General features: G+C 67.3%; 11 protein-coding genes and 1 pseudogene. 2 read left to right on the top strand and 10 right to left on the bottom strand.

Annotated features, from left to right (window positions below):
* The 6 genes and pseudogenes from HMPREF2886_RS30620 to HMPREF2886_RS30595 form a co-directional block, all read right to left on the bottom strand.
* Window positions 1–239, bottom strand: a pseudogene (locus HMPREF2886_RS30620) (flagellar biosynthetic protein FliP); the annotation flags it as partial.
* Complete coding sequence (fliO, locus tag HMPREF2886_RS30615; RefSeq protein WP_003083051.1) at window positions 236–688, bottom strand: flagellar biosynthetic protein FliO; 453 nt, start codon at window positions 686–688, stop codon at window positions 236–238. The pseudogene HMPREF2886_RS30620 and the gene fliO, both read right to left, overlap by 4 nt.
* Window position 689: 1 nt before the next feature.
* Entirely contained in the window at window positions 690–1,163 is a 474-nt protein-coding gene (gene fliN / locus HMPREF2886_RS30610) for a flagellar motor switch protein FliN (protein ID WP_003083049.1), read from the bottom strand.
* A 27-nt stretch (window positions 1,164–1,190) separates the two neighbouring features.
* A complete protein-coding gene (fliM, locus tag HMPREF2886_RS30605; protein WP_003083045.1) occupies window positions 1,191–2,162 on the bottom strand; it encodes a flagellar motor switch protein FliM in 972 nt (323 codons plus the stop codon).
* Window positions 2,163–2,169: 7 nt separating this feature from the next.
* The gene (fliL, locus tag HMPREF2886_RS30600) at window positions 2,170–2,691 is read right to left on the bottom strand and encodes a flagellar basal body-associated protein FliL (protein ID WP_003083042.1); all 522 of its coding nucleotides are present in this window, start codon (window positions 2,689–2,691) and stop codon (window positions 2,170–2,172) included.
* 244 nt (window positions 2,692–2,935) lie between these two features.
* The gene (locus tag HMPREF2886_RS30595; RefSeq protein ID WP_070749003.1) at window positions 2,936–4,219 is read right to left on the bottom strand and encodes a flagellar hook-length control protein FliK; all 1,284 of its coding nucleotides are present in this window, start codon (window positions 4,217–4,219) and stop codon (window positions 2,936–2,938) included.
* A gap of 187 nt (window positions 4,220–4,406) precedes the next feature.
* Between HMPREF2886_RS30595 and HMPREF2886_RS30590 the strand changes: the two genes are divergently transcribed.
* Entirely contained in the window at window positions 4,407–4,994 is a 588-nt protein-coding gene (locus HMPREF2886_RS30590; protein WP_003083037.1) for a UPF0149 family protein, read from the top strand.
* 11 nt (window positions 4,995–5,005) lie between these two features.
* On the top strand, window positions 5,006–5,413 hold the full coding sequence (locus HMPREF2886_RS30585) for a YbaN family protein (protein WP_033972783.1): 408 nt from the start codon (window positions 5,006–5,008) through the stop codon (window positions 5,411–5,413).
* An 8-nt stretch (window positions 5,414–5,421) separates the two neighbouring features.
* Here HMPREF2886_RS30585 and HMPREF2886_RS30580 read toward each other — a convergent pair whose 3' ends face one another.
* The 4 genes from HMPREF2886_RS30580 to mexM form a co-directional block, all read right to left on the bottom strand.
* A complete protein-coding gene (locus tag HMPREF2886_RS30580) occupies window positions 5,422–6,867 on the bottom strand; it encodes a sensor histidine kinase (protein ID WP_083318642.1) in 1,446 nt (481 codons plus the stop codon).
* Window positions 6,845–7,534 carry a heavy metal response regulator transcription factor gene (locus HMPREF2886_RS30575; RefSeq protein ID WP_003083028.1) on the bottom strand — a complete coding sequence of 230 codons (690 nt, stop codon included), beginning with the start codon at window positions 7,532–7,534 and terminating at the stop codon, window positions 6,845–6,847. The genes HMPREF2886_RS30580 and HMPREF2886_RS30575 overlap by 23 nt, the downstream gene beginning before the upstream one ends.
* 104 nt (window positions 7,535–7,638) lie before the next feature.
* Complete coding sequence (mexN, locus tag HMPREF2886_RS30570; RefSeq protein WP_033972786.1) at window positions 7,639–10,749, bottom strand: multidrug efflux RND transporter permease subunit MexN; 3,111 nt, start codon at window positions 10,747–10,749, stop codon at window positions 7,639–7,641.
* On the bottom strand, window positions 10,746–11,903 hold the full coding sequence (gene mexM / locus HMPREF2886_RS30565; RefSeq protein ID WP_033976236.1) for a multidrug efflux RND transporter periplasmic adaptor subunit MexM: 1,158 nt from the start codon (window positions 11,901–11,903) through the stop codon (window positions 10,746–10,748). Before mexM ends, mexN begins: the two co-directional genes overlap by 4 nt.
* Window positions 11,904–12,063 lie beyond the last annotated feature (160 nt).

Below are 12,063 nucleotides of genomic sequence, written 5' to 3'. Positions count from 1 at the left end.
AAGACGATGATGATCCGGGTGAAGCTGGTCATCAACATGACGAACGCCGGGATGAAGCTCAGCGCGGTCATGATCAGCAGGATCTGCAGGCTGACCGAATACTCCTGCTGGCCCTGGCCGTTGGTGGTCACGGTGATCGCCGAGATCGATGTCGGGTCGGCGGCCAGCGCCGGCCACGGCGCCAGCAGCAGGAGGCAGAGCGCGGCGAGCGCGCCGGCCAGGGAAATGCGCGGAGTCATGGCTTGCCCTTGGGGTCCTTGTTCAGCAGCTCCAGCAGGCGCTGGGCGAATTCCGGCGTGGCCGGCTCGCCGTCCGGCAGGTGTACCGGCTCCTTGAGCACGTGCAACGGCGTGATCCGGCCGGGCGTCAAGCCGAGCAGGATCTGCTCCTCGCCGACCTGCACAAGCACCAGCCGGTCGCGCGGACCCAGCGGCTGGCTGGCGAGGGTGCGGATCAAGCGGTTGCCGCGCGGACCGGCCTGTTGCACCCGGCGCACCAGCCAGGCGAGCAGGAAGATCAGGCCGATCACCAGGCCCAGGCCGAGCACCAGTTGGGCCAGTTGCGCGGCGGCGCCGGAAGCGGCGCCCACCGTCGGCGCGGCGGCACCCGTCGTCCCCTCCGCGGCGCACAGCGGCGCGCTCAGCGAGGCGAGTGCCGGCAGGAAGCCGGCGAACAGGTAGCGACGCATGTCAGCGCAGCTTCTTGATGCGTTCGCTGGGACTGATCACGTCGGTCAGGCGGATGCCGAACTTCTCGTTCACCACCACCACCTCGCCGTGGGCGATCAGGGTGCCGTTGACCAGTACGTCCAGCGGCTCGCCGGCCAGGCGATCGAGTTCGATCACCGACCCCTGGTTGAGCTGCAGCAGGTTGCGGATGCTGATGTCGGTATGCCCGACCTCCATGGAAATGGTCACCGGGATGTCCAGGATCACATCCAGGTTGGGCCCCTCCAGGCCGGAAATGGTCGGCGCCTTCGGCGAAGCGCCGAACTCTTCCATCGGCGCCCGCGGGGTGCTCGGCTCCGCCACGGGAGTCGCGCCGCCCTGGGCCATCAGCGCATCGATGTCGTCCTGGCTGGCGTCGCCCGCCTCGGCCAGCGCCGCCGCCCACTCGTCGGCCAGTGCCTGTTCCTCGGTGGTCACTTTTTCTTCGTCTGCCATGGTTCGTCTTTCCTCCGGGGGAAGCGGTCAGCGCGAGCGCTCGACCGCTTCGAGAATCTGTAGCGCCAGGTTGCCCTTGTGGGCGCCCAGCTTGACCTTGAAGGCGGGCACGCCGTTGGCGCGCATCACCATGTGTTCCGGCATCTCCACCGGGATCACGTCGCCCGGCTGCATGTGCAGGATGTCGCGCAGCTTGAGCTGGCGGCGGACCACGGTGGCGCCGAGCGGTACCTGGACGTCCAGCACGTCCTCGCGCAGGGCCTTGATCCAGCGCTCGTCCTGGTCGTCGTGGTCGGACTGGAAACCGGCGTCGAGCATCTCGCGGATCGGCTCGATCATCGAATAGGGCATGGTGATGTGCAGGTCGCCGCCACCGCCGTCCAGTTCGATGTGGAAGGTGGAGACCACCACCACCTCGCTGGGACTGACGATGTTGGCCATGGCCGGGTTGACCTCCGAGTTGACGTACTCGAAGTTCATCTCCAGCACCGCCTGCCAGGCTTCCTTCAGATCGACGAAGGCCTGCTCCAGCACCATCCGCACCACCCGCAGTTCGGTCGGGGTGAACTCGCGGCCCTCGATCTTGGCGTGGCGGCCGTCGCCGCCGAAGAAGTTGTCCACCAGCTTGAACACCAGCTTGGCGTCGAGGATGAACAGCGCGGTGCCGCGCAGCGGCTTCATCTTCACCAGGTTGAGGCTGGTGGGAACGTACAGCGAGTGCACGTACTCGCCGAACTTCATCACCTGCACGCCGCCGACCGCGACGTCGGCCGAACGACGCAGCAGGTTGAACATGCTGATGCGGGTGTAGCGGGCGAAACGCTCGTTGATCATCTCCAGGGTCGGCATGCGGCCCCGGACGATGCGGTCCTGGCTGGTCAGGTCGTAGGACTTGACCGATCCCGGCGTCGCCTCGACTTCGGTTTCCACCAGGCCATCGTCGACGCCGTGCAACAGCGCGTCGATTTCATCCTGGGAAAGCAGATCTTGCACGGCCATGGGATACCTACTGCAGCACGAAATTGGTGAACAACACTTGTTCGATAGCCAGTTGGCCGGTTTCCTTCTTGGCCAGTTCCTGCAATCCGGCGGTCGCCTGCTGGCGAAGCATTTCCTTGCCCACCGGCGTCACCAGCGAGTCGAAACTCTGACTCGAGAACAGCATCACCAGTTTATTGCGAACCAGCGGCATGTGCTCGCGCAATGCATCCATCTGCGCCTTGTCGCGCCCCATCAACGCGACGCCGACCTGCATGTAGCGCTGCCGGCCGTTCTGGTTGAAGTTGACGACAAAGGCCGGCGCCAGAATCTCGTAGAGCGCCGGCTGCTTGCCCGGCTTCGCCGCCTCGCTGGCGACTTCCTCGGTCTTCTCGGCCTTCAGCGACTTGCTGAGGAAGAACCAGGTGCCGCCCACCGACAGGCCGATCGCCAGCAGCAGGCCGACCACGATCAGCAGGATCAGCTTCAGCTTGCTCTTGCCGCCGCTCGGAGCCCCCGCGTCGGCGGGTGTCGCCTCTTTCTTAGCCATGCCAAAAATCCGTCGCTATAGCGTCAAATGAAGGGTTTCACAGGGGAAGAGCAAGGGTTGTGCCATTTCTGCAACGCCGCCCCGCCCCCTGAGGCCAGCCCCCGGAGGGCTGTCCGAGATGATAGACGGCGCGGATATTACAGCCTGGCCACAGGAAATCATCCCCGTCTTTTGCGAAATTGCCCGCTCCGGAAAAAGAAAGGCCTCCCGCAGGAGGCCCAAAGGGGAAATGCAGTCGTTCGCCTCAGGCGTAGTAGTCGACCAGACCGCGCGCCGCCGCCGAACCCGGCCGGCTGCGGATCTCGCTGACTCCGGCGAGGGTTTCCTCATCGCCCGAGGCCTCGCCGGCAAAGCCGCGTCCGCGCGCCGATCCGCCCTCGCCCTGCTGCTGGCCCTGCCAGCCCCGCGCCAGCGACTGGTCGGAGACGTTCACGTCGAGCTGGTTCATGCCCTGCTGGCTGAACATGTCGCGCAGCCGGTGCATCTGGCTTTCCAGGGCGTCGCGAACGCCGGCGTTGGGACTGGCGAAGGTCACCTGGGTCTGGTCGGCGGTCATATGGATGCGCACGTCCAGGCGTCCCAGTTCGGCGGGGTCGAGCTGGATCTCCGCCGACTTCAGGTTCTGGCTGGACATCCACATCACCCGGTCCACCACTGCCTCGCTCCAGCCGTTCTGCTGCATCGCCACCGGCTGGCCGGGCACCGTGCCGTTCACCGGACGGTTGGTCAGGGCCTGCTGCGCCATGGCCTGGGTCAGCCCGTTGAGCTTGGCCGCGAAAGGTTCGCCGCGGGGTTCCGCCTTGCTCTCCAGCAGACTCTCGGAGGCGGCGCTGGCGACGGCCGGCTCGGCGGTCTGCTGCAACTGGGCCTCGAGCGCCTTGCCGTCGACGGCCTTGGTCAAGGAATCCGAGGTCAGGCTGGCAAGGGCATCGCCGAGGTCCGCCTGGCGGGGATCGGCGCTCTTCGCCGACCCGCCTTTCGCCGCCTGCGCGGCGTCCTGGGCGCCCTGCTCCAGGGCCATGCTCACCGCCGGCACGCCATTGAGCTTGACCAGGGTCGGGTCGCTGCTGGCCTCGGTAAGGCTGGCCGGGGCACTGCTGGCCGTCGGCACGGCCGGCGGCAGCAAAGTCGCCTGGGTATTCTCGTCGAGCAACGGTACGGCACCGCCGAGGCCGAGCAGTTGCAGCGGATCGACCGGCGTTTCGACTTTATCTTCGCCATCGGCCTTGGCCTGGCCGTCGGCCGGCAAAGGCTTGCCGTCTTCGGCAACGGCCGGCTGCCTGGCGGCATCCTCCGGCTGCGCTTCGGCGGCGTCCTTGCCGGCGTCCCGCGGCTTGTCCCGCGAACCCTTCGCGGGACCGTCGGCGCGCTCGGCAGGCTTCTTCGCGGTCTCCTTGGCATACATGTCGGAGAAGCTGGAAGTCTTGTCGTTACTGGGCTCAGGCGTTTTCTGCTGACTCTTCGGCGCAGCGGCCTTGGGCTTTACATCAGGCGTCGGCGGCAACAACACACCAGGGGCGACGGCCATGGGAATTCTCCATTTGCGAAGGGATTGCGTCGTGGCTTGCGCAAGGGATGGAGCAAGGTCCGGGCCAACTTCGCCGAGAGCGTCCGCGAAACGCTCGCCAGGGCGCCGCAGCAGGCACGCTCGCTTTGCCCGCAGGTCCCGTCTGGACTACAATCCAGAGCCGCATCCCTCCCGAGGTAGTACCCTGATGTCCTTCGCCGAAAAACTGTCCCGTCTGCAAGCCTTCCTCGATGCCGATGACCTGCACGAAGAAGCGCTGGACTACGTGGCGACCCACGGCTACCTGACCGCCCTCTCCATCTGCCCGGAGCAGGTGCCGGAGCGGGAGTGGATCGACGCCCTGTTCGCCGAACCGCCGCACTACCGCAGCGATGAGGAGCGCCAGGAGATCGAGACTTCCCTCGAGCAGCTGAAGGCGCACATCACCCGCGTGCTGGCCAGCGACGAAGACCTCGAGCTGCCCTGCGACCTCGATCTCGGCGACGAACCGGACGACTCCGACCTGCGCGGCTGGTGCATCGGCTTCATGGAAGGCGTGTTCCTTCGCGAGGAAGTCTGGTTCGAGCAGGCCGAGGAGGAAGTCAGCGAGCTGCTGCTGCCGATCATGGTCGGCTCCGGCCTGTTCGACGAGCAGCCCGAGTTCGACGAGATCGCCCGCGACCGCCACCTGGTGGACGACATGGTCGCGCAGATTCCCGACCTGCTGACCAACCTGTTCCTGCTCTGCCAGGCGCCGGAAGAAAAGCCCGCCCTGCTCAAGCCGCGCACGCACTAAGGAGCGCCGCGGTGGCGCAGCGGGAAATTCGCCCGAGCGCTCGCGCCTGGGTGCGCTATAGCCTCCAGGCCGTGGGTTTCCTAAGCGTAGCCCTGGGCGTGATCGGCATCTTCCTGCCGGTGCTGCCGACCACGCCTTTCCTGCTCCTCGCAGCGGCCTGCTTCATGCGCAGCTCGCCGCGCTTCTACCACTGGCTGGTCGGCCATCCACGGCTCGGCCCGTGGGTCCGCGACTATCTCGACGGCGAAGGCATCCCGCTCAAAGGCAAGGTCTACGCCATCGGCCTGATGTGGGCCAGCATCGCCCTTTCCTGCTACCTGGTCCGACGCCCCTGGGCCCAGGGCTTCATGCTGACCAGCGCGGTACTGGTCAGCATCTATATCCTCCGCCAGAAGACCCGCCCGCCGCACGACGCCTGAGGGCTCGCTCAGGACAGCGCCGGATCGCCCTCGCCTACCGGCAAGCGGTCGCCGGGCCCGCGCCGCTCGGGACTCAGCACGGTGAAGCCGAAGGTGTTCCAGCCGTCCGCGCTGTCGACGAACACCGAACCGCCGTGCATGCTCGCCACCGCCTTGACGATGGACAGGCCGAGGCCATGGTTGGCCTCGCTGTTGCTGCGCGCCGCGTCGACCCGATAGAAGCGCTCGAACAGGTGCCTGCGGTGCTCGTCGGCGATCGGCACGCCGGGGTTGCTCACCGCCACCCGCACCTCGTCGCCACGCCGCTCGACGCCGACCCGCAGCGTGCCGCCGGCGGCGGTGTGCTGGGCGGCGTTGTACAGCAGGTTGGTCACCGCCCGCTGGAACAGGGCGCGCTCGACCAGCGCGCGGGCCTCGCCGCGCACCTCGATACCGACCCCGGCCTCGTCGAAGATCACCTCGAGGAAATCCACCGTGGTGGCGATCTCGCCGGCCAGCGAGGTTTCCTCGCGCTCGCAGGCCAGGCGTCCCTGGTCGGCGCGGGCGAGGAACAGCATGTCGTTGACGATCGCCCGCAGCCGCTCCAGTTCCTCCAGGTTGGATTGCAGGACCTCTTCGTAATGTTCGCCGCTGCGTTCGCGGGACAACGCCACCTGGGTCTGGCCGATCAGGTTGGTCAATGGCGTGCGCAGCTCGTGGGCGACGTCGGCGTTGAACGACTCCAGGCGCACGTAGGCCTGCTCCAGGCGGTCCAGGGCACCGTTGAACGCTCCCACCAGCTCGCGCAGCTCGGCCGGCAGCGGTGAGAGCTGCAAGCGCTGCGACAACTGCCGCGGGCTGATCCGCCGGGCCTCCTCGGACAGCCGATGCACCGGCCACAGGCCCAGGCGGGCGATCCAGTGGCCAAGCAACGAGGCCAGCAGCACACCGAGGGCGGACAGGCCGAGCAGCCATTTCACGGTGGAGGTCCGCGCCTCGTGGAACGCCGCGCTATCGATGGCGGTGACGTAGGTCAGCCGCGGCCGCCCCTCGCGCGCCGGCAACACGCCGACCCGCGCAGTCAGCGCGTACCGGTGCTCCGGCAACTCCAATTCGTAGCGGCCGGCGCCATCGGCGATCAGCCGCTGCACCGGTTCGCTGAAGCGTCCGTAGTGATAGCGCGGGTCGTCGCTGTCGATCCAGAATCGGATCAGCTCGTACTCCTGGCTCAGGTTGTCCAGCTTGCCCTGCAGGTGCGGCCAGCGTTCGGCCAGGTCGGGATGGTCGAGCATCCGCGAGACCATGTTGAAGCGCACGTCCACCTCGCCCTGCTGCAGGCGCTCGGTCTGGCGGTCGAGGATGCAATAGAGCATGGTGCCGATGAGGGCGAAGATCACCACCGCGGCGCCGGCGAACATTCCCGCCAGGCGGGTCGACAAGGACATGCCCACCTCAGCCCGACTCCGCCAGCGCACGGTTCTCCAGGACGTAGCCCATGCCCCGGATGGTATGCAGCAGCTTGTTCTCGAAGGGACCGTCGAGCTTGGCGCGCAGGCGCTTGATCGCCACCTCCACGACATTGGTGTCGGTATCGAAGTTGATGTCCCAGACCAGCTCGGCGATCGCCGTCTTCGACAGGATCTCGCCGCTGCGCTGAGCCAGCACGCAGAGCAGCGCGTACTCCTTGGCAGTCAGCTCCAGACGGGTGTTGCCACGGAAGACCTTGCGGCTGAGCAGGTCGATGGACAGGTCGGCGATGCGCATCTGCGAATGGCTTTCATGGTTGCCGCCGCGCCGGGTCAGGGCCTGCAGGCGGGCGACCAGTTCGAGGAAGGAGAACGGCTTGATCAGGTAGTCATCGGCGCCCTCGCGCAGCCCGCGCACCCGGTCTTCCACGCGTTCGCGCGCGGTGAGCATGATCACCGGGGTCTGCCGCCGCTCGCGCAACGCCCGCAGCACGCCGTAGCCGTCGACGCCCGGCAGCATCACGTCGAGCACGATCACGTCGTACTCGCCATGGAGCGCCAGGTGGCGACCGTCGATGCCGTTGTCCGCCAGGTCCACGGTGAACCCCTGTTCGCTGAGGCCACGGTTCAGGTAGTCCGCCGTCTTCGCCTCGTCCTCGACAATCAGTACCCGCATCTATCACCCGACCCCTCTGTTCGCCTTCGCATCCCGGGCGGGACACATGCCTGCCTGCATCCTAGCCACGCGCCGCCGTCCAGGAAAGCCGCGTCCGTTACGCCTCATGTTGCCGTCGCCCCAGCGGTTCCGCCGGCCGAGGTCGTCGCCCCGCGCCGGTGGAACAGCCGCTCCAGGGCCAGGTACACCACCGGCGTGCTGAACAGGGTCAGCACCTGGCTCACCAGCAGCCCGCCGACCACCGCGATGCCCAGAGGCTGGCGCAGCTCGGAACCGGTGCCGAAGCCGATCATCAGGGGTATCGCGCCCAGCAGCGCGGCCAGGGTGGTCATCATGATCGGCCGGAAACGGGTCAGGCAGGCCTGGTAGATCGCCTGCTCCGCGCTCATGCCCTGCTCGCGCTGGGCGACGATGGCGAAGTCGACCATGAGGATGCCGTTCTTCTTGACGATGCCGATCAGCAGCACGATGCCGATCAGCGCCATGATCGAGAAGTCCTGGCCCCAGGCCCAGAGCAGGAACACCGCGCCGATCCCCGCCGAGGGCAGGGTCGAAAGGATCGTCAGCGGATGCACGAAACTCTCGTAGAGCACCCCGAGGATGATGTACACCGCGATCAGCGCGGCGAGGATCAGCAACGGTTGCGAGGCCAGCGAGCTCTGGAAGGCCTGCGCCGCGCCCTGGAACACGCCGATCATGGTCGAGGGCATGCCGATCTCCTCCTGGGCGCGTTGCACCGCCTGCACCGCCTCGCCGAGAGACACCCCGGCAGCCAGGTTGAATGACAGGTTGACCGCCGGGAACATGCCGTTGTGGTTGATCTGCAGCGGTCCGGAGCGTGGCGCCGCGACCTTGGCGATGGCCGACAGCGGGACCATCTCGCCGCTCAGCGGCGAGCGCAGGTAGAACCAGTCCAGGCTTTCCGCGCGGCCGCGCTGGCGCGCATCGAGTTCGAGGACCACCTTGTACTGGTTGACCTCGGTCTGGTACTCGCCGACCTGGCGCTGGCCGAAAGCGTCGTAGAGGGTCTGGCTGACATCCTCGGCGCTGAGGCCGAAACGCGCCGCGGCCACCCGGTCGATGTCCAGCGCGGTGACGCTGGCGCCGACCTGCAGGTCGTTGGACACATCCATCAGCCCCGGCACCTGCTTCAGGCGCTCGGTGAGGCGTTGCGCCCAGAGCGCCAGCTGGGTGCTGTCGCTGCTGCGCAGGGCGTACTGGTACTGGGTCCGCGAGGGTCCGGAACTGAGGTTGATGTCCTGCGCCGCGCGCAGGTAGAGCATGATTCCCGGCACCTTGGCCAACTGCGGGCGCAGCCGGTCGATGAACTCACCGACCGACACATCGCGCTCGCCACGGTCCTTGAGGACGATCCAGAAGCGCCCGTTGGCCAGGCTCTGGCTACCACCGGTGACGCCCACCGCATGGTTGTAGCTCTGCACCGCCGGGTCGCTGGCGATGATCTCGGCCAGTTGCCGGTGCTTGGCGACCATATCGTCGTAGGAGATATCTTCGGCAGCCTGGCTCGTGCCGAAGACGAAGGCGGTGTCCTGCAAAGGGAAGAAACCCTTGGGAATCCCGACGTAGCCGGCCACCGCCACCAGCACGGTGAAGGCGAAGCCGACCAGCATCAGCCGCTGGTGCCCGAGCGCCCAGCGCAGGCCACGTTCGTAGCCGCCGGTCAGCCATTCGGCGAAGCCCTTTCTCGGCGCTTCGGCATGCCGCAATGCCGGCATGAAGCGCGAAGCCAGCATCGGCGCCAGGGTCAGCGAAGCGACCACCGAGATCAGGATCGCCACCGTCACGCTGACCGCGAATTCGCGGAACAGCCGGCCGACGATACCGCCCATGAACAGCAGGGGAATGAACGCGGCGATCAGCGAGAAGCTGATGGAAATCACGGTAAAGCCGATCTCCGCCGCGCCCTTGAGCGCCGCCTCGACCTTCGAGGCGCCCGCCTCCAGGTGCCGGTGGATGTTCTCCACGACCACGATGGCGTCGTCGACGATGAAGCCGACGGCGATGATCAGCGCCACCAGGGTCAGGTTGTTGAGGGTGAAGCCGAGCACGTACATCGCCGCGAAGCTGGCGCTCAGGGACACCGCCAGCACCGTGGCGACGATCAGGGTCGCCGACAGCTGGCGGAGGAACAGGCCCATCACCAGCACCACCAGGCCAATGGTCAGCAACAGCGTCAGTTCGACCTCGTGCAGCGACGAGCGGATGGTCCGGGTGCGATCGTTGAGCACGTCTACCTCGATGGTCGCCGGGAGCATCTCGCGCAGGCGCGGCAATGCGGCCTGGATCGCGTCGGCGGTATCGACGATATTCGCCCCAGGCTGGCGGAGGATCACCAGCGCTACCCCGGGCACCCCGTTCGGCCAGGCCTGCACATAGTCGTCCTCCGGAGCCGAGACGATCCGCGCCACATCCTTGAGGAACACCGGCGCACCCTGGCGGTAAGCGACCACCAGGTCGTCATAGTCGCTGGCGTTGAACAACTGGTCGTTGGCCGCGAGGGTCGACACCCGCCCCTCGCCGTAGAGTGCGCCCTTGGCCAGGTTGACGCTGGCCGACTGCAACGACTGGCGCAGGTCGGCCAGGGTCAGTTGGTAGGCGGCGAGCTTCTCCGGCTGGGCCTGGATGCGGATCGCCGGGCGCTGCTGGCCGACCACAAAGATCTGTCCCACGCCGTTCACCTGGCTGAGCTGGCGGGCGAGGATGGTCTCGGCGTAATCGCTGAGCTCGATCAGCGGCATCATCTCCGAGTTGACCCGCAGGATCATGATCGGGCTGTCTGCCGGGTTGACCTTGCGCCAGGTCGGCAGGTTCGGCATGTCCACCGGCAGCCGCCCGGCCGCGGCGTTGATCGCCGCCTGGACCTCCTGGGCAGCGACATCGATGCTCTTGTCGAGGCTGAACTGCAAGGTCAGGGTGGTGGTGCCCAGGGCGCTGCTGGAGGTCATCTCGGTGATCCCGGGAATCGCGCTGAACTGCACTTCCAATGGGGTGGCCACCGACGAAGCCATGGTCTCCGGGCTACCACCGGGCAGCAAGGCGTTGATCTGGATGGTCGGGAAGTCCGCCTCCGGCAACGGCGCCACGCCGAGCCGGAGGAACGCCAGCAGCCCCAGCAGCAGCGAGGCCAGGGTCAGCAGCGCGGTGGCGATCGGGTGCCGTACGCACCAGCCGGAAATCCCGGCGCGCGGCGTCACGGCTGCCGCTCCGCCGCCTGAGCCAGGCTCGGGCGCGGCTCCTGGATATCGACCAGGGCGCCGGGCATCAGCCGCGAGTGGCCGTCCACCACCACCTGGTCACCGCTGGCCAGGCCTTCCACCACACTGAGGCCGTCGATGTCCTGGAGTACCCGCACCGGTACCGCCTCGACCCGGTCGGCGGCGACCCGGTAGACGAAATTGCCCTCCAGGCCCCGGCGCACCGCCTTGCTCGACAGCACCAACTGGTCACGTCGGACCCCGGTGTGCAGGCTCACCGCGACGAACTGCCCGGGCCAGAGTCGGGCCTGGCGGTTATCGAAGGAGGCGCGCACGCGGATGGTGCCGGTGGAGCTGTCGATCTGGTTGTCGATGGTCAGCAACCGGCCCTCCCCCAGCGCGCTCCCGCCGTCGCGGCTGTAGGCGCGCACCGCCGCCTCGCTGCCGAGCAACGCCTGCAACCGGGGCAACTGTTCCTGTTGCAGAGAGAAGACCACGGAGATCGGTGCGATCTGGGTCACGCTGAACAGGCCGAGACTGTCGCCGACCCGCACCAGGTTACCGACATCGACATTGCGGATACCGACCTTGCCGGATACCGGCGAGGTGATCCGGGTGTAGGACAGGCGCACCCGCTCGGCGTTGATGGTGGCATCGTTGGCCTTCAGGGTCGCGCGCAACTGGTCGACCGTCGCCTGCTGCTGGTCCAGCAGTTGGCGTGACACCGCACGCTCGGCATACAGGCTGCGGTAGCGTTGCAGGTCCTGCTCGGCGGATTTCAGCTGGGCCTGGTTGCTCGCCCTGGAGGCCTGCGCCTGCTCCAGCGCGGCGACGACGGCGCGGTCATCGATGGTCGCCAGCAACTCGCCCGCCTCGACCATCTGCCCTTCGCTCACCAGCAGGCGGGTCAACTGGCCGTCGATCTGGGTGCGGATCACCACGTTGTGCAACGAAGTCACCGTGCCGATGCCGCTGACCTGTTGCTCGACGTCGCGCCGCTCCACCCGCGCCACGTTCACCGGGACCCTGGCCGGCGCTGGCGCCGCCTTCGCCCCGGCGTCGCCGCCGAGCCATGCCCAACCGCCGAAGGCGACCAGGCCCGCCGCCAGCACACCCACCAGGACCCGCCCCCCAACACTGCGCAACGCCTGCATCTGTCCACCTTTCCCAGTGGCCGGCCTCGCGCTGCCGACTTCGTTCTTCTTTTATAAGCAGCGCAGCGGGACCCCACCCTGACCCCTGAATGACAATCCTGTCAGTTTCGCCGGACACCCCGCGCTGGCAGGCCGCCCGGCGCTCTCGTAGACTTCGCTG

The sequence above is a fragment of the Pseudomonas sp. HMSC066A08 genome (assembly GCF_001813025.1).
Taxonomy (GTDB): Bacteria; Pseudomonadota; Gammaproteobacteria; order Pseudomonadales; family Pseudomonadaceae; genus Pseudomonas; species Pseudomonas aeruginosa.
Note: the sequence above shows the minus strand (reverse complement) of the source record. Positions and strands in the feature narration are given on the sequence as shown.